Source organism: Azospirillum oryzae (assembly GCF_008364795.1).
Taxonomy (GTDB): Bacteria; Pseudomonadota; Alphaproteobacteria; order Azospirillales; family Azospirillaceae; genus Azospirillum; species Azospirillum oryzae.
The window spans coordinates 57,726-78,327 of record NZ_VTTM01000010.1 but is presented as its reverse complement, the minus strand read 5'-3'; the positions used below and the strand labels follow the sequence as shown (position 1 = coordinate 78,327).

22 protein-coding genes are annotated in these 20,602 nt (G+C 69.9%); 8 read left to right on the top strand and 14 right to left on the bottom strand.

Annotated elements, in window-relative coordinates:
- Position 1 precedes the first annotated feature (1 nt).
- Entirely contained in the window at positions 2–862 is an 861-nt protein-coding gene (locus tag FZ938_RS22995; RefSeq protein ID WP_211101146.1) for a cytochrome c, read from the bottom strand.
- Positions 859–1,755 carry a thermonuclease family protein gene (locus tag FZ938_RS22990; protein ID WP_246457604.1) on the bottom strand — a complete coding sequence of 299 codons (897 nt, stop codon included), beginning with the start codon at positions 1,753–1,755 and terminating at the stop codon, positions 859–861. The genes FZ938_RS22995 and FZ938_RS22990 overlap by 4 nt, the downstream gene beginning before the upstream one ends.
- Between FZ938_RS22990 and FZ938_RS22985 the strand changes: the two genes are divergently transcribed.
- Together FZ938_RS22985 and FZ938_RS22980 are read left to right on the top strand one after the other, a co-directional pair.
- Entirely contained in the window at positions 1,742–3,274 is a 1,533-nt protein-coding gene (locus tag FZ938_RS22985) for a M48 family metalloprotease (RefSeq protein WP_246457603.1), read from the top strand. The two genes, FZ938_RS22990 and FZ938_RS22985, sit on opposite strands and share 14 nt — an antisense overlap.
- Before the next feature lie 95 nt (positions 3,275–3,369).
- Positions 3,370–5,373: an adenylate/guanylate cyclase domain-containing protein gene (locus FZ938_RS22980; protein WP_149200764.1), complete on the top strand. Its 2,004-nt coding sequence runs from the start codon at positions 3,370–3,372 to the stop codon at positions 5,371–5,373.
- 65 nt (positions 5,374–5,438) lie between these two features.
- Here the strand turns inward: FZ938_RS22980 and cobT are convergent, their stop codons facing one another.
- The 3 genes from cobT to FZ938_RS22965 form a co-directional block, all read right to left on the bottom strand.
- Entirely contained in the window at positions 5,439–7,310 is a 1,872-nt protein-coding gene (cobT, locus tag FZ938_RS22975; RefSeq protein WP_149200763.1) for a cobaltochelatase subunit CobT, read from the bottom strand.
- 198 nt (positions 7,311–7,508) lie between these two features.
- On the bottom strand, positions 7,509–8,513 hold the full coding sequence (gene cobS / locus FZ938_RS22970; protein ID WP_149200762.1) for a cobaltochelatase subunit CobS: 1,005 nt from the start codon (positions 8,511–8,513) through the stop codon (positions 7,509–7,511).
- 74 nt (positions 8,514–8,587) lie between these two features.
- Positions 8,588–9,172, bottom strand: coding sequence for a DnaJ domain-containing protein (locus tag FZ938_RS22965; protein ID WP_149200761.1), 585 nt, complete (start codon positions 9,170–9,172; stop codon positions 8,588–8,590).
- Positions 9,173–9,383: 211 nt separating this feature from the next.
- Here FZ938_RS22965 and FZ938_RS22960 point away from each other — a divergent pair, with 211 nt between their 5' ends.
- Positions 9,384–9,659 carry a BolA family protein gene (locus FZ938_RS22960; RefSeq protein ID WP_149200760.1) on the top strand — a complete coding sequence of 92 codons (276 nt, stop codon included), beginning with the start codon at positions 9,384–9,386 and terminating at the stop codon, positions 9,657–9,659.
- A gap of 256 nt (positions 9,660–9,915) precedes the next feature.
- On the top strand, positions 9,916–10,398 hold the full coding sequence (locus FZ938_RS22955) for a ribbon-helix-helix domain-containing protein (RefSeq protein ID WP_149200759.1): 483 nt from the start codon (positions 9,916–9,918) through the stop codon (positions 10,396–10,398).
- Between the two features lie 13 nt (positions 10,399–10,411).
- Here the strand turns inward: FZ938_RS22955 and FZ938_RS22950 are convergent, their stop codons facing one another.
- The 5 genes from FZ938_RS22950 to FZ938_RS22930 form a co-directional block, all read right to left on the bottom strand.
- Positions 10,412–11,029: a DUF2889 domain-containing protein gene (locus FZ938_RS22950; protein WP_149200758.1), complete on the bottom strand. Its 618-nt coding sequence runs from the start codon at positions 11,027–11,029 to the stop codon at positions 10,412–10,414.
- A gap of 114 nt (positions 11,030–11,143) precedes the next feature.
- Positions 11,144–11,605 (bottom strand): CBS domain-containing protein, encoded by a 462-nt coding sequence (locus tag FZ938_RS22945; protein WP_149200757.1) that lies wholly within the window; start codon positions 11,603–11,605, stop codon positions 11,144–11,146.
- A 166-nt stretch (positions 11,606–11,771) separates the two neighbouring features.
- The gene (locus FZ938_RS22940) at positions 11,772–12,260 is read right to left on the bottom strand and encodes an SRPBCC family protein (protein ID WP_149200756.1); all 489 of its coding nucleotides are present in this window, start codon (positions 12,258–12,260) and stop codon (positions 11,772–11,774) included.
- 118 nt (positions 12,261–12,378) lie between these two features.
- A complete protein-coding gene (gene aroB / locus FZ938_RS22935; protein WP_149200755.1) occupies positions 12,379–13,524 on the bottom strand; it encodes a 3-dehydroquinate synthase in 1,146 nt (381 codons plus the stop codon).
- 49 nt (positions 13,525–13,573) lie between these two features.
- Positions 13,574–14,257, bottom strand: a complete 684-nt coding sequence (locus FZ938_RS22930) for a shikimate kinase (protein WP_246457602.1) — start codon at positions 14,255–14,257, stop codon at positions 13,574–13,576.
- Positions 14,258–14,578: 321 nt separating this feature from the next.
- Here FZ938_RS22930 and FZ938_RS30700 point away from each other — a divergent pair, with 321 nt between their 5' ends.
- The 3 genes from FZ938_RS30700 to FZ938_RS22920 are packed head-to-tail and all read left to right on the top strand — an operon-like array spanning position 14,579 to position 17,708.
- Entirely contained in the window at positions 14,579–14,719 is a 141-nt protein-coding gene (locus FZ938_RS30700) for a hypothetical protein (RefSeq protein ID WP_174757190.1), read from the top strand.
- On the top strand, positions 14,700–16,610 hold the full coding sequence (locus FZ938_RS22925; RefSeq protein WP_149200754.1) for a hypothetical protein: 1,911 nt from the start codon (positions 14,700–14,702) through the stop codon (positions 16,608–16,610). Before FZ938_RS30700 ends, FZ938_RS22925 begins: the two co-directional genes overlap by 20 nt.
- A gap of 42 nt (positions 16,611–16,652) precedes the next feature.
- Positions 16,653–17,708 (top strand): site-specific tyrosine recombinase XerD, encoded by a 1,056-nt coding sequence (locus tag FZ938_RS22920; RefSeq protein ID WP_149200753.1) that lies wholly within the window; start codon positions 16,653–16,655, stop codon positions 17,706–17,708.
- 172 nt (positions 17,709–17,880) lie between these two features.
- Here the strand turns inward: FZ938_RS22920 and FZ938_RS22910 are convergent, their stop codons facing one another.
- A complete protein-coding gene (locus tag FZ938_RS22910; RefSeq protein ID WP_085087065.1) occupies positions 17,881–18,192 on the bottom strand; it encodes a polyhydroxyalkanoic acid system family protein in 312 nt (103 codons plus the stop codon).
- A gap of 60 nt (positions 18,193–18,252) precedes the next feature.
- Positions 18,253–18,555 carry a 4a-hydroxytetrahydrobiopterin dehydratase gene (locus tag FZ938_RS22905; protein ID WP_149200752.1) on the bottom strand — a complete coding sequence of 101 codons (303 nt, stop codon included), beginning with the start codon at positions 18,553–18,555 and terminating at the stop codon, positions 18,253–18,255.
- A gap of 141 nt (positions 18,556–18,696) precedes the next feature.
- On the opposite strand from FZ938_RS22905, the gene FZ938_RS22900 reads away from it, so the two are divergent.
- Positions 18,697–19,047, top strand: a complete 351-nt coding sequence (locus FZ938_RS22900; RefSeq protein WP_083896940.1) for a metallopeptidase family protein — start codon at positions 18,697–18,699, stop codon at positions 19,045–19,047.
- Between the two features lie 41 nt (positions 19,048–19,088).
- Here the strand turns inward: FZ938_RS22900 and FZ938_RS22895 are convergent, their stop codons facing one another.
- Both FZ938_RS22895 and FZ938_RS22890 read right to left on the bottom strand, forming a co-directional pair.
- Positions 19,089–19,700, bottom strand: coding sequence for a uracil-DNA glycosylase family protein (locus FZ938_RS22895; RefSeq protein WP_149200751.1), 612 nt, complete (start codon positions 19,698–19,700; stop codon positions 19,089–19,091).
- Between the two features lie 7 nt (positions 19,701–19,707).
- Entirely contained in the window at positions 19,708–20,448 is a 741-nt protein-coding gene (locus FZ938_RS22890; protein WP_149200750.1) for an NAD-dependent deacylase, read from the bottom strand.
- Positions 20,449–20,602: the final 154 nt, after the last annotated feature.

Genomic DNA, 20,602 nt, shown 5'->3' with positions numbered 1-20,602 from the left:
TTCAGGGCGCCTTGCGTCCCGCCATGTGCCCCAGATAGGCGACGACGCGGTCCAGATCGGCATCGCTCAGTATCGCCGGATCGAAGCCCGGCATCTGCTGGCCCGGCCATGTCCTGACGGAGCGGGGATCGCGGACCAGCCTTTTCAGTCCGGCGGGCGTGAGATATTCGGTCGGGTTCATCGGCCGGTTCAGGTCCGGACCCATCGTGGCGCTGCCGGCGCCGTTCAGGGTGTGGCAGGCCATGCATTGGGTGATGAACACCGCCTGCCCGGCGCGAATCGGCGAATCGGCGGCCAGCCCCGGCTCGACCGCCAGCTGCGGCCAGCGCCGCAACGGATCGTCGGAGGCGACGATGCGGGCCAGCTGGTAGGGCCATTGTTCGCTGCGCACCCCCGACGCCTCCGGCCGCACCCACACCAGATAGAAGGGGCCGGCGGACACCTCCTTGCCCGGCAGGTTGGGCCAGGGCCGGTCGGCCGGTTCCACCGCCAGGAAGGCGACGGCGCCGTCGGGACCGGTGCGCAGGCACAGCTCCGGCGGCAGCTGTGCGGTGAAGCCGTCCGACGCCACCCCCTCCAGCACGGCGCCGGGCGGGAAATCACCGGTGCCGAGCAGGCTGGCGAGCGGCACGGCGCGATAGCTCATCGGCCGGCCATAGGAGATGTCGGCGGGAATGTCGACGGTCACCGCGTCGGGCCGGGCCAGCAGGGCGTCGCGGTCGAAAACCCGCTCGGCCCCGGCGACGGCGATCGTCAATGTCGGCCCGCCGGCCAGCGCCGCATGCATCGGCATGGCGCCAAACAGAAGAAACAAGGCGGCGAGCAGGCGCCCGCCCATACGCGCAATCGACGGCTTCATCATTCCGGGTCGTCCTCCGCTTCGTCCTCATTCCATGGGTCGTCCCATGGATCTTCATCGTCCGGCTTGCCGCTTCGCAGGGCGGCGGAGGCCGGTTCCCGCTCCAGCCGTTCGATCTGCTCGGGATGGGTGATCTCGATCATCGGCCCATTGCGCAGCGTGATCCAGCCGCGCACGCGCACGCGGCGGCCCTCGTAGGATAGCGGATCGATGCCGGCGCGGGTGACCTCGCGCATCGCGGCGCGGCCGATATGGACGGTGACGTCGCTGCGCCAGTCGGCGCCGAAATCCAGCCAGGTCTCGCCGCCGCCCTTGGACACCGCCAGCACCATCCCCTCCAGCAGCTGGAAGCTGTCGCGGTCGCGGGCAAGCTCGTCCGCGTCGGCGGCGTCGCGCACGGCATAGACCCGGCTGCGCCACAGCCCGCGCCCGGCGGTGCGTGCGGTATCCTCGCCGGCCAGCATCTCCGCCGCATAGGTGCGGGCGTCGGGCCGGGTGTGGACCCGCGCCATCCCACGGACCAGCAGCGCCGATTGCAGCCACAGGCCATCCTCCCGCACCAGATGGGCGAGCAGCCGGCCATGGCGGTCGACCGGCGCCGGCCCATGCAGCAGGACGCGGCGGCCCAGCGCCAGATCGCTCAGCGTCCTTGTCGCCGCTTCCGCCAGCGGCCAGACGCGTCCGTCGGCCGGATTGGCCCCGGAGCCGGCGCTGCGCGGCGGCTTTGCCGCCTCGATCCCCGCCAGCCGGACCTGTCGGCCGTCCTCCAGCTCCAGCGTATCGCCGTCCAGAACGGCGGTGACCCGCAGCGGCTCTGCCGAGGCGGCGGCGGCCAGCAGCAGCCAGCCCAGCAGCAGAACCGGCAGGCACACAAGCGGGAGCGTGACACGTCGCATCGGGAATGCCGTCGTTGCGGAACATCCGCCGCCGGGCGGGGTTCTGACCGGTATGCCGACCCACGCCCCCTTCCGCAAGCCGTTCCGCACCGCGCTCGCCGCGCTCTGGCTGGCCGCCACCCCCGTCCTGGTCCCGAGCGCCCAGGCCGGGCTGCTCGACAATGTGCTGTCGGGCGGCGACGAGGCGGCGCTCGGCGCGCAGGAGCATCCGAAGATCCTGGCCCAGTTCGGCGGGGCGGTGAACAATGCCAGGCTGCAGGGCTACATCGACCAGCTCGGCCGCAAGCTCGCCGCCACCACCGCGCTGGCGCGCGAGCCCTGGACCTTCACCGTGCTGGACAGCGACGTGACCAACGCCTTCGCCCTGCCCGGCGGCTATGTCTACGTCACCCGCGGCCTGCTGGCGCTGGCAGAGGACGAGGCGGAGGTGGCCGGCGTGCTGGCGCACGAGATCGGCCATGTCACCGCCCACCATTCGGCCCAGCGCCAGACCCGGCAGACCATCGCCGGGATTCTCGCCGCCGGGGTCGGGCTGGTGTTCGGCAACGACACGCTGGCGCAGCTTGCCGGGCTGGGCGGCACCGCCGTGGTCGCCAGCTATTCCCGCGAGCAGGAGCTGGAGGCCGACCAGCTCGGCGTCGAGACCCTGCGGCGCACCGGTTACGACCCCTTCGCCATGGCGACCTTCCTGGAGACGCTGCGGCGCGACAGCCAGTATGAGGGGCTGCGCGCCGGCAACAAGGGCGAGGGCGGCTTCGACTTCTTCGCCAGCCATCCGGCGACCGAGGAGCGGGTGCGCCGCGCCGCCGACCTCGCCCGTGCCCTGCCGCAGGGCGGCGCCCGCCCGCGCGATCCTTACCTGGCGGCGGTCGACGGCATGGTCTATGGCGACAGCCCGGAGAACGGCTATGTCCGCGGCCGGACCTTCGCCCACCCGCAGCTGGGCATCGCCTTCACCGTGCCGCAGGGCTATGCGCTGCTGAACGGCGCCGATCAGGTGGTCGCCAAGGGCCGGAACGGCACCGCCATGGCCTTCGACGGCGGATCGGCCGCCGGCGTCTCCGACCCGGCCGCCTTCCTGACCGGCGTCTGGGGCAAGGGGGCCAATCTGTCCAACCTGCAGCGCATCACCATCGGCGGCATGCCGGCGGCGACCGCCACCACGCGCGGCGAGTCCAATGGCGACAGTGCCGACATCCGGCTGGTGGCGATCCGCGCGCCGGATGGCAAGATGTACCGCTTCACCTTCCTGGCGCCGGCCGGAGCGCTGGCGCGTTTCGATGCCGATTTCCAGGCGGCGGCCAACAGCTTCCACCGCCTGACCGCCGAGGAGGCCGCCCGCTACCGCCCCCGCCGCGTGCAGGTGACCACGGTGCAGCCCGGCGACAGCGTCGCCGGCTTCGTCCGCCGCATGCCGCAGGAACCTTACGCCGAGGAATTGTTCCGGATCATCAACGACCTGCCGCCCGGAACGCCCTTGCCGCCCGGCCACCGGGTGAAGGTGATTGTCGGCGAATAGCGCCTTTCCCGGCGTGAGCGTGGCCGCATGAAATCCGCGTAAGGATACAGCCCGGCGGGTTGCCGCCGGACGGGCGGGCGGGTAGGCTGCCGCGCATGTCCGACACCCCGTCAGCACGCGCCCCGATCGCACCGGCCGTTCCGGCAAAGGCTGCGAAGCCGGCGCAGAAGCCGAAGCCCGCCGGGCGTCGGCGGCTGCGGCTGCCCATCGCCGCGGTTCTGGTTGCGGGGTTCGGCTCCCTGATGCTGGCGGCGGTCGCCAGCGTTCTGGTGCTGGGTCTGGTCAGCGCCAGCACCAACACCTTCGCCCTGCTGAACGACAAGGCCGATCTGGCGCTGGCCGGGGTGGAGGTGCGGGTCCGCCACCAGCTCGACCCCGCGCGGGAGATGGCGCGCTTCGTCGCCGGGCTGGTGGAGCGCGGCGACCTGCGCGCCGGCGACACCACGGCGATGATCGACACGCTGCGCGGCGCGCTGGCCGGCGCGCCGGACGTTACCGGCCTTGCCTTCATCCGCCCGGACCTGACTGGGGTCCGCGTCGGCCGGCTGAACGGCGAACTGCTGGCCGAGCCCTTCGACATGCAGGGCGACAGCGACATCCCGCCGGAGGTGCTGGACGGCCCCAACCGCAGCGCCGCCAGCTGGGCCGACCCGCGCTGGCTGAAGGAGGCGCAGAACAGCTTCGTCACCCTCTATCAGCCGGTGCGGCGCGACGGCCGCTATCTGGGGCAGGTGGCGGTCGGCGTCTCGCTGGGCGATCTGTCGCGCTTCCTGCAGGTCCTGTATGTGGAACAGGGGCTGAACGCCTTCGTGCTGTACGACCACAGCCATGTGCTGGCCCATCCGGCGCTGGTCGGCCGGACCTTCGATTTCTCCGGCAAGCTCGACGGTCCGCCGCTGCCGCGCATCGATCAGGTCGACGACCCGGCGCTGGCGGCGCTGTGGTCCAGCGGCGTGCCGGTCCAGTCGCTTAAGAAGCGGGTGGAGGCGCGCGGCGTACGCGTTCTCGGCAGCGAATACATGTTTCTGACCCGCAAGATGGCCGGGTACGGCCAGCAGGACTGGATCATCGGCATCGGCTATCGCGACGGTGAGATGGGGGTGGAGATCCGCCGGCTCTACGTCACCGGCGCCGTCGGCTTCGCCATCCTGCTGGTGTCGGTCGGGGTGGCGCTGCTGGTCGGGCGGCGGATCAGCCGGCAGGTGGCGCGGCTGGCCGAGGCCGCCGACCGCGTTCGCGCCTTCGAATTCCGCGCCATTCCCGACCTGCCGGATTCCCGCCTGCGCGAGATGGCGCGCGCCGCCGCCGCCTTCAACGCCATGATCGCCGGCCTGCGCTGGTTCGAGACCTATGTGCCGAAGGCGCTGGTCCTGCGCCTGATGCGCCAGCGCGAGACCGAGGGCGGACTCGATTCCGTGCAGCGCGAGGTGACGGTGATGTTCACCGACATCCGCGGTTTCTCGCGCATGGCCGAGCATATGGCCGCCGCTGACACCGCCGCCCTGCTGAACGAACATTTCACCCTGCTCGCCGCCTGCATCGAGGCGGAAGGCGGCACGGTGGACAAGTTCATCGGCGATTCCCTGATGGCCTTCTGGGGCGCACCCGAAGCGCAGGAGGATCATGCCGTCCGCGCGCTGCGCGCCGCGCTGGCGATCCATCACGCCATCCGCGCCGACAACCGCCGCCGCGTCACCGCCGGCCGGGCGCCGATCCATGTCCGCGTCGGGCTGCACAGCGGCCCGGTGGTGGTGGGCAACATCGGCTCCGACAGCCGGATCAACTACACCATCGTCGGCGACACCGTGAACGTCGCCGCCCGCATCGAGGAGCTGTCGGCCGCCCTCCAGGGCGACGCCGAGGTGATCGTGCTGACCAGCGGCGTCACCGCCGCCAAGGGCAAGGACGCCGTCCCGCTGGTCCGCCAGGGCGGCCGGTCGCTGCGCGGCCGCACCGGCATGACCGAACTCTGGCGTCTGGTGCTGGAGGAGGAGAAGAAGGATGTGGCGAAGCCGGTGGCGCCGGCGATATCATTCCCTTCCTCTCCCGATACCGGAGAAGGCGCAAAGCCGGCATTTGCAGGTAAGGATACGCCCTGAATTGAGGTGGTGTTTCCAGCTAAGTCACTGACAAAACTGGAAACACCCCTGCCCGCTTCCTTACCTCAACGCCATCCGCGACGGCCGCCGCGGCGGTCGTCCTCGTCGAACAGTTCGGCCAGCTTGTTCATCATCGTGCCGCCCAGCTGCTCCGCATCGACGATGGTCACGGCGCGGCGGTAGTAGCGGGTCACGTCGTGGCCGATGCCGATCGCCACCAGTTCCACCGGCGACCGGGTTTCGATCTGCTCGATGGTCTGGCGCAGGTGGCGTTCCAGATAGTTGCCGGCATTCACCGACAGGGTTGAGTCGTCCACCGGCGCGCCGTCGGAGATCACCATCAGGATGCGGCGCTGTTCCGGCCGGCCGAGCAGCCGGTTGTGCGCCCATTGCAGCGCCTCGCCGTCGATGTTCTCCTTCAGGATGCCTTCGCGCAGCATCAGCCCCAGATTCTTGCGGGCCCGGCGCCATGGCATGTCGGCCGCCTTGTAGACGATGTGGCGCAGGTCGTTCAGGCGGCCGGGATGCGCCGGCTTGCCGGCGGCGACCCAGGCCTCGCGCGCCTGTCCGCCCTTCCAGGCGCGGGTGGTGAAGCCCAGCACCTCCACCTTCACCGCGCAACGTTCCAGCGTGCGGGCGAGGATGTCGGCGCTCATCGCGGCGATGGAGATCGGCCGACCGCGCATCGAGCCGGAATTGTCGATCAGCAGCGACACCACCGTGTCGCGGAAATCCATCTCCTTCTCCGCCTTGAAGGACAGCGGCAGCACCGGGTTGGCGACGACGCGGGCCAGCCGGGCGGCGTCGAGGATGCCCTCCTCAAGATCGAAGTTCCAGGAGCGCTGCTGCTTGGCCATCAGCCGGCGCTGCAGCCGGTTCGCCAGCTTGGAGATCACGCCCTGCAGATTCTGCAGCTGCTGGTCCAGCAGGTGGCGCAGCCGCTCCAGCTCCGCCGGGTCGCAGAGGTCGGCGGCGTCGACCACCTCGTCATACTGGGTGGTGAAGGCCTTGTAGGCGTTGGGATCGGGCTCGTTGCGGCGGTTGACGTCGTTGCGCCAGGGCTGGCCGGGGCCGGCGGGCTCTTCCGCCCCCTCGCCCTCGCCCATCTCCATGTCGCCTTCCTCGCCGGCGCCCTCCTCGGCGCTCTCGCCCGCTTCCGACGAATCCTGCATGTCCGACGAGGCCATGGATTCGGAGTCGGACTGGTCCTCGTCCTGGCCGCGGGTCTGGCCGTGCTGGGGCGACTCCTCATCCTCGGAGGACTGGGTCTGCTGGTCCTCCTCCTCTTCCTGGTCGGCTTCCTGCCCGACCTCCATGTCGAGATCGGCCAGCAGGCGGCGGACGGCCTTGGCGTAGGCCTCCTGGTCGCCGGCATAGTTGGCCAACCCCTTCATGTCCCGGCCCAGCCGCTCCTCGATCCAGGGGCGCCAGAGGTCGACGGCATGGGCGGCGGCGGGCGGCGGCGGGGCGCCGGTCATCGCCTCGCGCGCCATCAGCCGCAACGCTTCGGACAGCGGCACCTGCCCGCGGTCCTCGAAGCGGTCGAAGCCCTGGCGGGCGTAGCGGTCTTCCAGCGCCGCTTCCAGGTTATGGGCGACGCCGGCCATGTCGCGGCTGCCCAGCGCCTCGCAGCGCGCCTGCTCCAACGCGTCGTAGGCCTGGCGCGCCGCATCGCCCAGCGGCATGCGGTGGGCATGAACGGTTGCATCGTGATAGCGCAGCCGCAGCGCCACGGCATCGGCCGCCCCGCGCAGCTTGGCGACCTCGACAGGGTTGAGGTCGCGCGCCGGCAGCGGCACCCGCACCCGCTGGCCCGACAGGCCCGGCGGATCGGACGAAAAGCCCACCTGCACCTCCGCCCGCCGGGACATGGCGCGCACCGTGGCGGTGGTGGACCGCTTGAAGGCCTCGACGGGGGAGTCGTTCTGGGTGGTCATCGCGGGGCGTCTTCGTTCTTGGGAGAGTTACGGCGCGGTGGGCAAGGTTGACACGGAGCAGGGCATGGCTCTTGCGGACATGCCGGGACGTGAACCGCTGATTAAGCTCTTGCCCGGAAATGCCGTCCGTCCCGATCCGTGTGAATCCTTGTGTGCTGCGCCCCGACTTCACCGAAAAACAGGGCGCAGCATACATCATCACACGAGGTTCGCCTGGACCCCCGTCTCCGGCAGCTCTACGCCGAAGCAGCGCTGGTAGTATTCGGCAACCGTCGGCCGCTCCACCTCGTCGCACTTGTTCAGGAAGGTGATGCGGAAGGCGAAGGCGACGTCGTTGAAGATCTGCGCGTTCTCGGCCCAGGTGATGACCGTGCGCGGGCTCATGACGGTGGAGATGTCGCCGTTGATGAAACCGGCGCGGGTCAGGTCGGCCAGCCGCACCATCGACGCCACCGTGTCGCGGCCCCTGGCGTCGTCGTACGACTTCACCTTGGCCTGGACGATCTTCATTTCGGCGTCGACCGGCAGGTAGTTCAGGGTCGCCACGATGTTCCAGCGGTCCATCTGGCCCTGGTTGATCTGCTGCGTGCCGTGATACAGGCCGGTGGTGTCGCCGAGGCCGACGGTGTTCGCGGTGGCGAACAGGCGGAAGGCCGGGTGGGGGCGGATGACGCGGTTCTGGTCGAGCAGCGTCAGCTTGCCTTCCACCTCCAGCACGCGCTGGATCACGAACATCACGTCGGGCCGGCCGGCGTCATATTCGTCGAACACCAGGGCGCAGGCATGCTGCAAGGCCCAGGGCAGGATGCCCTCGCGGTATTCGGTGACCTGCACGCCGTCGCGCAGCACGATGGCGTCCTTGCCCATCAGGTCGATGCGGCTGATGTGGCTGTCCAGGTTGACGCGGATGCAGGGCCAGTTCAGCCGCGCCGCCACCTGTTCGATGTGGGTCGACTTGCCGGTGCCGTGATAGCCCTGGACCATGACGCGGCGGTTGTAGGCGAAGCCGGCGAGGATGGCCAGCGTCGTGTCCCGGTCGAACCGGTAGGCGCTGTCGAGGTCGGGGACATGCTCCGAGCGCTGGCTGAAGGCCGGCACCTGCATGTCGCTGTCGATGCCGAAGACCTCGCGCACCGAGACCGTCGTGTCGGGTTTGTGGTCGAACAGGGCCGAGCTGGCCTGGGTCGCTCCTTGGGAAGCCATGGGTGGTTTCTTACGTTCCAGCGGGTGTCGGTTGTCCGGCGGCCGCGGGATCGACCCGGCCCGCCATCGGGGTTTCAGGCAGCATAACAGGCTTTCAGCGTATTGTAGGCCTGATTGATTTCTTTCAGGCGTTCTTCCGCAGCCTTGTCGCCGCCATTGGCATCGGGATGATGCTTTTTCGCAAGCTCCCGATAGCGTGCCTTGATGCGTGTGAAGTCCACGGGCGGCGTCAATTCCAGGACCGCCAGCGCCTTTTCCTCGTCGGTGCGGGCGTGGTGGCGCCGATGCGCCTTTTCCTCATCCTTCGTCTTGCCGGTCTCGTGACCGAATTCGAAACTGAAGCCGTTGACCACGCGCTCGCGGATGAAGCGCTCCTGCGTCGCCCATTTGCCGAGAGGCCAGCTCGGCCGCTGCCAAGTGGTGTCGCGCCGCACCTCCGCCTCGATCTGGTCGGTCGACATGCCGGCGTAATAGTCCCAGGCGCGGTTGTATTCCCGGACATGGTCCAGGCAGAACCACCAGTACTCGTTGAGACTGCTGCGGCTTTTCGGCGCACGGTATTCGCCCGCGGCGACGCACTCGGGGTGGTCGCACACACGGGTGGCCGCACGCGGAGCGGCGTAGCTGTCGTAACTGGAGCGGGTGCGGTTCCTGGTCATCGGGCAAGTATGGGAAGAGCCGATGCCTCTGGCAAGCGCGCCGAATCAGGCTTCCGTCATCCGCAATCCGCAGGGCGTTGCGCTTGACAGGCGCTTGACAGAAGCGGGGCTCGCACCCTCTCCTGGCTGCCGGCGCGGCCGACGGGAATCGCTTGCCCGGCGCCGCCCGTCCCACGCCTTCCCGACCAGCGCCCAGACATCAGGACCCGCCATGGAATATGCCACCCGCATCCGCGAAAAGCTGACCGCCGGACTGGCCCCGGACCGGCTCGAGGTCGTCGACGACAGCGCCCGCCATGCCGGCCATGCCGGGGCGGACGCCGCGGGGGAAACCCATTTCCACGTCACCGTCGTCTCATCCGCCTTCGCCGGCAAGTCGCGGGTGGAGCGCCAGCGGATGGTCTACGCCCTGCTGGCCGACGAACTGCGCGAGCGCGTGCATGCGCTGGGCCTGACCACTCATGCCCCCGGCGAAGCCGGGGCCTGACCGGACTCAACGGATCAGGCGCCGTCCCGGATCGACCGTTCGCACGCTCCAAATAACGGGCGGATGGGCGCCGGAAATAGCATACATATGGATGCAACCAAGAGTCGATTTTAGAAAATCTTGTAAGAATGAAAGACGCTAGCGTGGTTGCAATTCCCGCCGCGTTTAGTAGAGTGCGATATATGCAACCATTTATCGCGCCGTGGCGGACACAAACTTCGCATGTCCGCCGGCGGCTTCGTGGAAGGGGCTGCGGATGGCGAAGCGTGGGCCGAAGAAGAAGCGGGTGAACACTCCCCAGACGGGGGTGGAACCGTTGAGGAGCCAGAACATCATGATCGGCGGGCACCGCACGAGCATGCGGCTGGAGCCGTCGATGTGGGATGCTCTGGAGGATATCGGCCGTCGGGAAGGTCTGACCGTCAACCGCCTCTGCACCCAGATCAAGGAGCGGATCGAGGAGCAGGCGCGCCGCCGGGGCATCAACCCGGAGGATGCGGATGTCACCCTGACGTCCGCGGTGCGGGTCTTCATCGCCTCCTATTACCGCCGAGCCTGCACCGAGGACGGCCATCAGCGCGCCGGGCACGGCGGCAGCGATCCGTTCGTCGGCACGCCGTTCGACCTGCCGCCGTCCGACGAGGCCGAAGGCATCAAGGCCGCGGTCGCCGTCGGCGGAAATTTTCCGTCACCCGGACCGGTCCCGGCCGGTTCCGCCCATTCCCATCTGGACGCCTGAGCGGAATCGCGGCCTATTCCGCCGCCTCTTCGCGGGCATCGTCGTTTTCCGCGCCGGTGTAGTGCGCAGGCCAGTGCTTGCGCACCACCTCGCCATTGCTGTCGAAGATGTGGCACATGTTCAGCAGGGCCGGGCGCTTACCGTCGTCCTGGGCCGGCTTGCCGGCTGCCTTGGCGCGTTCCGCCGCCTCGCGCGCCAGGATCGGGTAGACGGTCTGGAAGGCGGTGGTCGCCAGCGGCCCCAGCAGTTCCACCAGATGGGTGCAGCCCTTCGGCCCGCCCAGCCGCTCCTTCACCGCGCGGGTCCAGCCTGGACCGACACGCAGGCCGACCAGTTGCTGGAACCGCGGCGTGATGCTGCCGCAAGCCTTGTAGGGGCTGTGTTCGGTCACCGCCTCCACCGCCTGGACGGTCAGCTTGTCGTCCACCGTCAGGCGCATCCACATCTGGTGGATCGGTGTTCCCGGCTCCAGATGTCCGCGCTCCTCGGTGTGGAAGCCATAGCTCTTGACGTCGGTCAGGTGGCCTTCGATGTCCCACAGCCCGTCCGTGCGCCGGAATCCCTGGCAGGTGACGCGGCGGGTGTGGATCGGCTCGCGCGCGGCGGGGGCGGACAGCGAGGGCGCGGACATCGGGCGTTCCAGTTCAGCAGTGAGGATGGCTCACCCTCGACTATCGGTGGGGCCGGGCGCCCGGTCAACCCGACCCCGCCGCAATGCAGCGTTACCTATAGGTCAATCTCGCGGTCATCCCAGAGTGGCTTCCGCCGAATAGCCGGTGCCGAACATGTAGGCTTCGCGGCTACGCAGTTCGTCCTCCAGATGGGTGCGCACCACGGCGAAGAGGTCGCGGATCGACACCATGCCGACGACCTCGCCGCCCACCGCGATGGGCAGGTGGCGGTAATGGTGCCGTTCCATCAGTTCCAGCGCCGCCAGCGCGGTGGCCGACGGCTCCAGCGTATCCGGATCGGCGGTCATCACCGCGGACAGCCGGGTGGTGTCGGGGTCGAGTCCGGCCGCGACCACGCGGGCGGTCATGTCGCGTTCGGTGACGATGCCCTTCAGCGTGCGCCCCTCGGTGACCAGCACCGCGGCGATGCGCTTTTCAGCCATCAGCGTGGCGGCATCGCGCACGGTGGCGCCCGGCGGCAGGCAGGACAGCTCCTGGTTCTTGATGACGTCAGGCATCAGTCGGCGTGTCGGCATGTGTCCCGTCTCCCTCGTGATTGCAGGTTTTGTGGACGAACGATGCACTCGACCGCGATTTCGCAGCGCGGCATACCGATCCTGTCAGCTTAATGCACAGATAGTCAATAGAACCGATTGCTGGAAACTTACCGCATATCGCCGTATGTCTTTGCCGCCGGCGCGGTTACTGGCCGGATTCCAGCCGCTTGCGCAGCCCATCGAAGCCGCTGGTGTAGATGCCGGCGATGGCCTTGCGGGCTTCGGCGTCGGAGGCGCCCTTGGCTTCGAAGTGCGAGGACCAGGTGATGCGGGTGGTGTTGGCGTCCACCGCGCTCAACCGGATGGTGGAGTTGTAGTTCTTCACCGGCAGCGGTCCGCTCAGCAGCGTGTAGCGCAGCCGGTGCTTGGCGGCGGACAGGCCGGTCAGCCGCTCCTGGATGGCGCCGCCGCCCTTAAGCGCGATGTCGCGCTCCTGTTTGTTCCCGGTCTTGCGAAGATTGCAGCTCTCCACCGCCGGGTGCCAGTCGCCGATGGCGCAGAAGGGGCCGATCTGCTTCCACACCTGATCGATCGGCGCCTTGATCGTCGCCTGCTCGCGCACCTCCAGCGCCATGGCCGGCGCCGCCGCCAGCAGCAGCACCGCCATCGCCGGCACGCCCATCATTGCCTTCATCGCCCATCCTCCCGGTTTCCGCCGCGGCGGGATGGCCGCGGTCTTGTCGGGGGAGTATGGGCGGGCAACCGTCGGCGCGGCTATTGTGCGAAAGGCGGATTGTCCGTGATTTAGCGGATCAGGCGAGCCGGACCGACTCGTCCAGCTCGGCGCGGACGGCGGCGGCGTCGACGTCGCGGCGGGTGAAGGCGTTGCCGATGCGGTCGGCCAGGATGAAGGTGATGCGGCCGTCCTGCACCTTCTTGTCCTTGGCCATCGATTTCACCAGCCCATCGACGTCCCAGGCGACGCCGGGAATGTCGGCCGGGCGCACCGGCAGGCCGACCTCGGCCAGATGGGTGCGGGCGCGCCGGGCGTCTTCGGCCGGGCACAGGCCGAGCCGGACCGACAGGCCGAAGGCCAGCACCATGCCGATCGCCACCGCCTCGCCATGCAGCAGGGTCTGGCCGAAGCCGGTCGCCGCCTCCAGCGCATGGCCGAAGGTGTGGCCCAGGTTCAGCAGCGCCCGGTCGCCGCTCTCGCGCTCGTCCACCCCGACGATGTCGGCCTTGGCGCGGCAGCTGACGGTCACCGCATGGCGCCGGGCGTCGCTGTCGCCGTCCACCACCCGCCGGCCGTTCCGCTCCAGCCAGGCGAAGAAGTCGGGCTGGCGGATCAGGCCGTATTTCACCACCTCGGCATAGCCGGCCAGCACCTCGCGGCGGGGCAGGGTGTCCAGCGTGGCGGTGTCGGCGATGACCAGACGCGGCTGGTGGAAGGCGCCGATCAGGTTCTTGCCGTGGCGGCTGTTGATGCCGGTCTTGCCGCCGACCGAGCTGTCGACCTGGGACAGCAGCGTCGTCGGCACCTGGATGAAGTCGATGCCGCGCAGCGCCGATGCCGCGGCGAAGCCGGTGATGTCGCCGATCACCCCGCCGCCCAGCGCCAGCAGGACGGTCGACCGCTCGATGCCGCGGCCCAGGACGTCGTCCATCAGCTGCTGGAAATGGGCGAAGTCCTTGGTCTTCTCGCCGGCCGGCAGGACGATCGCCGGCTGCGGCTCGATCCCCGCCGCCCGCATCGCGGCGTTCAGCCTGTCCAGATGCAGCGGCGCCACGTTGGCGTCGGTCACCACGATGGGCGCCCGGCCGCGGGTGACGGCGGCGATGCGCTCGCCGGCATTGGCCAGCACGCCGTCGCCGACCAGGATGTCGTAGCTGCGGGCGCCCAGCTCCAGGCGGACGGTGTCGAGAGCGGCCGGGGTGGTGGCGGAGACGGAGGTCATCGTGGCAGTCCGCGAAGCTGGTGGTTCAGGAATAGGGCGGAGACGAAGCTCAGGAGGCGTCGGTCTTGCCGGTTTCGGCTTTGGAATCGTCACTCTTGCCGTGCCGTGCGCCGCGCGGCGCACGGTGGGGAAGCTGGACGCCGAAATGCGCCTCCAGCGCGTCGATCACCAGTTCCACCGTCACGTCGGGCGGGCGTTCGTCGCTGACCACGGTCAGGTCGGCCTCGGCATAGATGGGATAGCGCTGTTCCATCAGCCGGCCCAGGATGGCGCGCGGATCGCCCTGGTTCAGGATGGGGCGGTGGGTGCGCCGGGCGGTGCGGGCGACCAGCACGTCCAGCTCGGCCCGCAGCCAGACCGATACGCCGTGCCCGCGGATGGCGGCGCGGGTCTCCGGGTCCATGAAGGCGCCGCCGCCGGTCGCCAGGATATGCACCGGCTCGTCCTTCACCAGACGGCTGATGATGCGGCGTTCGACGGAGCGGAAGACCGGTTCGCCGTCGCGGGCGAAGATTTCGGCGATGGTGCAGCCGGCCGCCGCCTCGATCTCGGTGTCGGCGTCGCGGAAGGGCAGGTGCAGGCGCGTCGCCAGCCGGCGCCCGATGGCGCTCTTGCCGGCCCCCATCAGCCCGACCAGCACCACGGTGCGCGGCAACAGCGGCGCCGCATCCTCCGCTTCCCCAGTGCCCGGGCCCTGGGCCGTCATCGCCTTGCGCAGTCCCATCACGTCCATCCGATCCGCCACCCGTACCCTTCGATGCCAGCAGGCCCGTGCCCCCGCCGGCCGTCACACCGCTGAAACAGACAACACTCATACCCGCCGACAGCTGGCCGGCACAAGCGCCCCGGCCCAATCCGGAAGCTTGGGAATAGCCGGTGGACGGGTTGCGCCGCGGTCCGACCTGTGGCTACACTGCGCCGCCTCCCGGCCCCCGGCCGGGGCCGCGGATGCTTTAGCAGAAAAGCCATTGCTTGTCCCAAGCCCTGCGGACGCAGGGCGTGGTAGCTCCGCTCCGCTCCTCCGTTTTTTCCGACACAACACGTCCCTGGTGCCATGAGCCGGTTTCTCTCGATCCTCCTCGTCCTGCTGTTGCTGGTGATCGCCGGTGGCATGGTGTTCCTCGCCTCGTGGGATCTGCCGGCTCCGTCGAAAACGGTGGAGAAGGTTCTGCCGGATGAGCGCTTCCCGCGCTGAACCCCGACCATCGGCCGGGGGCGTACCCCGGATCGCTGTTCCGCTGCTGGCCGGGCTGCTGGCGGCCGGCTTGGGCATGGGCTGGGCCGTGTCCACCGCCGCCCAGGCCCTCGGCCCGCCGATCCGGCTGACGCCCGATGCCGCGGCCGATGTCCCGGCTCCCGCCGCTGCTCCGACCCCCACGCCGCCCCCCGCACCGGCGGTCGTGCCGGCCTATCCGCCCATGGTGAGTCCGCCGCCCGCCGTCTCCCCCGTGGTGGCGCGGCCGGCGCCCGTCGCGAGCGAGCCGTTGGGCGCGCCCGACCCGGACGGCGCCGGCACCCTCAGCGGCGTGCGGGGGCTGGGCGGCGATCCCTGGCGCGGCATCGGCCGGGCGGAGCTTCTGCCGCTGATCGCCGCGCTTCCGGTCGACACCCCGTCCCCCGCCGTCAAGGCGCTGGAGCGCCGGCTGCTGCTGAGCGCCGGTTCCCCCGCCGTCGCGACGGGAGAGGCGCCGCCGCCCCGCCGCTTCGGCGCCCTGCGCATCGAGAAGCTGGCGCGGCTCGGCGACCCCGGCGGGGCGGCCGATCTGGCCGACCTGCTGCCGGCCGCACTGGCGGCGGACGAACCGGCGGCCAAAGCGCTGACCGATGCGGAGCTGGTGCGCGGCGGCCTGGACTGCACGCGGGCGCTGACCCGCGGCCGGAGCTTCGCCTCCGCCTACTGGAGCAGGCTGGCCCTGTTCTGCCGCGCCCGCGTCGGGGACCGGGCCGGCACCGACGAGGCGCTGGCCACGCTGCGCGGCGCCGGCCGGCGTTCCGACCCGTTCCTGATGGTTGCGGAGGCGCTGGCCGGCGCCGCGCCGCCGCCGGCCCGGATGCTGTCCCTGCAAGGCGACGGCGATGGGCCGGCGCTGCTGCTCGCCGCCATACGCAGCGCGCGGATCGGCGTACCGCCCGACCGGCTGCCGCTGGACAACCCGCCGGCGCTGGCCGCCATCGCCACCAACCCCTCCACCGATCCCACCACCCGCGCCGCCGCCGGTGAACGGGCGGCGGCCTCGTTGTTCCTCGACGCCCGCCAGCTGATGGACCTCTATGCCCAGGTGCCGGCGGTGGGGGACGAGCTGCTGCGGGTGCGTGACATCGCCCAACGCGACCGCAGCGCCCGCACCCGCGCCCTGGTCCATCAGGCGATGGCGGCTGCGATGGACGGCCGGCGCCGCGTCGCCCTGGCCGCCCTCGCGGTGGAGCTGGTCGATCCGCGCCTGCGCGCCGGGCCGGTCGGCAATGCCGCCGCCGGGCTGCTCGACAGCGTGTCGCCCAGCGGCGACGCCGCGGCGCTGGCCCCGGTGGCGGCCCGGCTCTATTACGCGCTCGGCCGGCTCGATCAGGCGCGGCGCTGGCAGGATCTGGCGCTGCGCGGCGGGCGGAGCGCCGATACCGCCTGGCTGTGGCCGCTGTCCGTGGTCGCCACCGGGCGCGGGGCCGACGATCCGCGCGCGCTGACCGCATGGCTGGACGAGGCGTTGCGCGGCGCCGACGGCTTTGCCCGCAACCGCATCGCCGGCCAGCTGGCGCTTCTCCAGGCCATCGGAGTCGCCATCCCGGACGAGGCGTGGATGAAGGCCACCGACGGCGCCGGCCCGCCCAACGGCAGCGATGCCGGCGTCGATCCGGCACTGTGGCAGCGGCTGGGCGATGCCGCGGCCGGCGGCCGCATCGGCGAGACGGTGGCCGTCGCCCTGCTGCTGATGGGGGAGGCCGGACCCGCCGCCCTGCCGCCGGTCGTCACCGCCCGCGTGGCGGCCAACCTGAAGGCGGTCGGGCTGGAGCCGGACGCCCGCGCGCTGGTCCGCGAGGCGATGGCCGCCATCGCCGGCCCGTCCGTGCCCGCCTCACCCGCCGAATGACCTCATGCCCGGGGAACCCACCACAACCATGACGCCGACACTATGACCGGCAGCAAGCCCCCCACCAAGGCCGCCGGCAAAGCCACAGGCAAACCCGCCGGCAAACCCGGCGCCAAACGCCGCGGCCGGCCGTGCAAGCCGCGTACGCTCGCCACCTCCCCGCACTTGGACGCCTTCCTCGACATGCTGACGGCGGAGCGCGGGGCGGCGGTGAACACGCGGCTGGCCTATGAGCGCGACCTCGCCGACCTCGGCCGCTGGCTGGCCCAGCGCAGCGTGGCGCTGGAGGCGGCGGGGACCGAGGACCTCCGCGCCTATCTGGCGGTGCAGAGCAAGGACGGCGCGCCGCGCACCGTGGCGCGGCGGCTGTCGGCGATGCGGCAGTTCTACCGCTTCCTGCTGTCCGAAGGCCGCCGCGTCGACGATCCCGCCTCGCCGCTCGACAGCCCCAAACAGGGCCGCCCGCTGCCCAAAATCCTGACGGAGGCGGAGGTCGGCGCCATGCTGTCCACCGCCGAGGCGCGCGGCGGGCCGGAGGGGCTGCGGCTGGTGGCGCTGCTGGAGGTGCTCTACGCCACCGGCCTGCGCGTGTCGGAACTGGTCGGCCTGCCGATGACCGCGATCATGCGCGACGGCCGCGGCCTGCTGGTGCGCGGCAAGGGCGGCAAGGAACGGATGGTGCCGCTGTCCGACCCGGCGCTGGCGGCGCTGGCCGGCTATATCCCGTTTCGCGGCCACTTCATCCCGCCCACGGCCGGGGCGGGGGGCGAGGCCGGGCATAGCCCCTTCCTGTTCCCGTCACGCATCTCCGCCGAAGGGCACCTGACGCGCCAGCGCTTCGCCCAGTTGTTGAAGCAACTGGCCATCGACTCCGGCATCGACCCGGAGAAGGTCAGCCCCCACGTGCTGCGCCATGCCTTCGCCACCCATCTGTTGGACCATGGCGCCGACCTGCGCTCCGTCCAGAAGATGCTGGGCCATGCCGACATCGCGACGACGCAGATCTATACGCATGTGGTGACGGAACGGCTGAAGAAGGTCATGCACGACCATCACCCGCTGGCGCGCCGCAAGGTGGAAGAGCCGTCAGAGGGGTAGGGGAGGTAAGGATGGAGCGGAGGTGCGGGCGTCGATTGCCCCCACCCTAACCCTCCCCCACTTCGCAGGGGAGGGGATAAGTGCTTGATTGGGAAGGAGGCGGCAGTCCCTCCCCCGCCCAGCGGGGGAGGTTAGGTGGGGGCATCGTCAGCCGACACCCCTCCACAAACCCTTACTTCTTCTCCAGCATCAGCGTGCCCTGGCGGGTCACCTTGTTCTTGATCTTGTCGGCCAGAAGCGCCAGCGCCCAGGGCAGTTGCACCTCCATTTCGACGCTGTCGTCCAGCACGTCGATGTGGCCGGCAATGGTCTGGGCCAGCGCCACGACGCGGAAGTTCAGGCGGTCGTCGGTCCAGCTGTCATCGACGCTGGCCGCCACGGCGCTGAGGCGCGCCCGGACCTCGCCCATGCCGTCGACCAGCCGGCGCTTGGCCTCCGCCCGGCCGAGCGAGTGGGGGATGGACAGGGTCAGGGGCTTCGGCATGGTCGGCGGCTCCGCACGTCACAGGGATAGGGTAACGCCCGCAAGCGGGCGTTGGGTCCCTCAGCGGTCGTGCAGCGGCGCCATCTGGTCCAGCCGGTGGGCGAAGTCGATGTCGGCCTGGGTCACGGCGTCGACGCTGCGGGTGTAGAGGATCACCTCGACCCGGCCGACGTCATTGAACCATTCCGGATGGTGGCCGGTCTTCTCGGCCAGCAGGGCGACCTGGGTCATGAAGCCCCAGGCGGCCGGGAAATCGGCGAAATGGTAGGTCTTCCGGATGGCGTCGCGCTCCAACACCTCCGCCCAGCCGTGCAGTTCCTTCAGCGCCGTCTGGCGATGCGCGCCGACAAGACGATCGGACATGATGACCTCCCTTTCCTTAGTCACTCTTTTGCCGCCCGCAGCTTCTTGGCGAACGGGCGGCGGTTCGCTACCTTCTGCGGCATGATACGGAAACCTTCAGGTCCCCATACGGTTCCGCCCACGGTCGAAGACCTGGAGCGCATGGCCGAAGAGGCGCTCGACACCATCCCGGCGGAGCTGCTCGCCCCGGTCGGGAACCTCGTCATCCATGTCGAGGATTTTCCCGATGAGGATACCGAGCGGGAGATGGAGCTGGAAAGCCCATTCGACCTGTTGGGGCTCTATCGGGGCGTGGATCTGACGCGGCAAAGCGTCGCCGATCTGCGCGGTGGGCCGGACATGATCTTCCTCTATCGCCGCCCGATCCTGGATTACTGGTGCGAGACGGGGGAGGAGCTTCCCGCAATCGTCCGCCATGTCCTGATCCATGAGATCGGCCACCATTTCGGCTTCTCCGACGAGGACATGGAGCGGATCGAGACCATGGAGTAGCCGAGGGAGTAAGCGGGGGGAGTAGGGCAGGGCAGGGCCGTTCAGCCCTCCAGCGCCTCCGCAGCCCGGCGGCGCAGGGCCGGCACCAGCTCCTCCTCGAACCAGGGGTTCCGGTTCAGCCAGGCGGTGTTGCGCCAGCTCGGGTGCGGCAGCGGCATATAGGCCGGGCCGTATTCCCGCCAGTTCGCCACCGTCTCCGTCATCGTCGCCTTCCGCCGTTCGCCGAGATAACGCGCCTGGGCATACTGCCCGACCAGCAGGGTCAGCCGCACGCCCGACAGAGCCTCCAGCAGCGGCGGGTGCCACAAGGGCGCGCATTCGGGCCGCGGCGGGTAATCGCCGCCCTTCGGCATGGTCCCGGGATAGCACAGCCCCATCGGCACCACGGCGATGCGGGATTCGTCGTAGAAGGCGGCGCGGTCCATCGCCAGCCACTTGCGCAGCCGGTCGCCGGAGGCATCGTCCCAGGGGATGCCGCTGGCATGCACCCGCGCGCCGGGCGCCTGCCCGACGATCAGCAGGCGGGCGGTCGGGCTGCCGCGCACGACCGGGCGGCAGCCATGGGGCAGCACCCCCGCACACAGCGTGCAGGCGCGCACCGTCGCGAACAGGCGGTCGAGTTCCGAGCCGCCCTCCACAACGTCAACAGACACCGGTTCATCAGACAAGCGTCAGCAAATCCTGGACGAAGGCCGGCACCACCCGGGTCGCCGGACCGTGGATCGAGTTGTGGAAATAGGAGGCGCCCTCCGACGGTTCCAGGTTCAGCTCGACCGTATAGGCGCCGGCCGACCGCGCCTCCGCGACGAATCCGGCGGCGGGATAGACATGGCCGGAGGTGCCGATCGACACGAACAGGTCGCATTCCTCCAGCGCCCGCTGGATGCGCTCCATCTGATAGGGCATCTCGCCGAACCACACCACGTCGGGCCGCATGCCGCCCTTGCGTCCGCAGGTCAGGCAATGGTCGTGCACCGACAGGTCGCCCTGCACCTCCGTCACCGTGCGGCAATGCAGGCAGAAGGCCTTCAGCAGCTCGCCATGCATGTGCAGCGGGGCCTTCGATCCGCCGCGTTCGTGCAGGTCGTCGATGTTCTGTGTCACCAGCAGGACCTCGCCCTTCCAGCGCCGCTCCAACTCCGCCAGCGCCCGGTGCGCCGTGTTGGGCTGCACCGCCGGATCGGCAAGGCCGCGGCGGCGGTCGTTGTAGAAGCGGTGGACGAGGTCGGGATTGCGCGAGAACCCCTCCGGCGTCGCCACATCCTCCAGATCGATCTGGCTCCAGATGCCGCCGGCGCAGCGGAAGGTGTCCAGCCCCGATTCCTTGGAGATCCCGGCCCCGGTCAGGATGACGATCGAGTCGGTCGGACGCAGTCGGTTGGTCAGCGCGGGTGAGGGCATGGCATTCCCTTGGTATTTGGCGATCGGAGTCACGCTTCAAATCGAATGCGATTTTACGCGATCCGATCTAACGGTTCGGAAACCGGTCACATGGCAAACTGCTGCGGCGTACGCTCGTCGCGCCCGGAAGTAAAGCCGCTGAAAAGAAAGAAGG

Excerpts from the sequence above, each read along its gene's own strand:
- FZ938_RS22995 (WP_211101146.1), bottom strand. The coding sequence starts at position 862 with ATGATGAAGCCGTCGATTGCGCGTATGGGCGGGCGCCTGCTCGCCGCC.
- FZ938_RS22990 (WP_246457604.1), bottom strand. The coding sequence starts at position 1,755 with ATGCGACGTGTCACGCTCCCGCTTGTGTGCCTGCCGGTTCTGCTGCTG.
- FZ938_RS22980 (WP_149200764.1), top strand. The coding sequence starts at position 3,370 with ATGTCCGACACCCCGTCAGCACGCGCCCCGATCGCACCGGCCGTTCCG.
- cobT (WP_149200763.1), bottom strand. The coding sequence starts at position 7,310 with ATGACCACCCAGAACGACTCCCCCGTCGAGGCCTTCAAGCGGTCCACC.
- cobS (WP_149200762.1), bottom strand. The coding sequence starts at position 8,513 with ATGGCTTCCCAAGGAGCGACCCAGGCCAGCTCGGCCCTGTTCGACCAC.
- FZ938_RS22965 (WP_149200761.1), bottom strand. The coding sequence starts at position 9,172 with ATGACCAGGAACCGCACCCGCTCCAGTTACGACAGCTACGCCGCTCCG.
- FZ938_RS22960 (WP_149200760.1), top strand. The coding sequence starts at position 9,384 with ATGGAATATGCCACCCGCATCCGCGAAAAGCTGACCGCCGGACTGGCC.
- FZ938_RS22955 (WP_149200759.1), top strand. The coding sequence starts at position 9,916 with ATGGCGAAGCGTGGGCCGAAGAAGAAGCGGGTGAACACTCCCCAGACG.
- FZ938_RS22950 (WP_149200758.1), bottom strand. The coding sequence starts at position 11,029 with ATGTCCGCGCCCTCGCTGTCCGCCCCCGCCGCGCGCGAGCCGATCCAC.
- FZ938_RS22945 (WP_149200757.1), bottom strand. The coding sequence starts at position 11,605 with ATGCCGACACGCCGACTGATGCCTGACGTCATCAAGAACCAGGAGCTG.
- FZ938_RS22940 (WP_149200756.1), bottom strand. The coding sequence starts at position 12,260 with ATGAAGGCAATGATGGGCGTGCCGGCGATGGCGGTGCTGCTGCTGGCG.
- aroB (WP_149200755.1), bottom strand. The coding sequence starts at position 13,524 with ATGACCTCCGTCTCCGCCACCACCCCGGCCGCTCTCGACACCGTCCGC.
- FZ938_RS22930 (WP_246457602.1), bottom strand. The coding sequence starts at position 14,257 with ATGGACGTGATGGGACTGCGCAAGGCGATGACGGCCCAGGGCCCGGGC.
- FZ938_RS30700 (WP_174757190.1), top strand. The coding sequence starts at position 14,579 with ATGAGCCGGTTTCTCTCGATCCTCCTCGTCCTGCTGTTGCTGGTGATC.
- FZ938_RS22925 (WP_149200754.1), top strand. The coding sequence starts at position 14,700 with ATGAGCGCTTCCCGCGCTGAACCCCGACCATCGGCCGGGGGCGTACCC.
- FZ938_RS22920 (WP_149200753.1), top strand. The coding sequence starts at position 16,653 with ATGACCGGCAGCAAGCCCCCCACCAAGGCCGCCGGCAAAGCCACAGGC.
- FZ938_RS22910 (WP_085087065.1), bottom strand. The coding sequence starts at position 18,192 with ATGCCGAAGCCCCTGACCCTGTCCATCCCCCACTCGCTCGGCCGGGCG.
- FZ938_RS22905 (WP_149200752.1), bottom strand. The coding sequence starts at position 18,555 with ATGTCCGATCGTCTTGTCGGCGCGCATCGCCAGACGGCGCTGAAGGAA.
- FZ938_RS22900 (WP_083896940.1), top strand. The coding sequence starts at position 18,697 with ATGGCCGAAGAGGCGCTCGACACCATCCCGGCGGAGCTGCTCGCCCCG.
- FZ938_RS22890 (WP_149200750.1), bottom strand. The coding sequence starts at position 20,448 with ATGCCCTCACCCGCGCTGACCAACCGACTGCGTCCGACCGACTCGATC.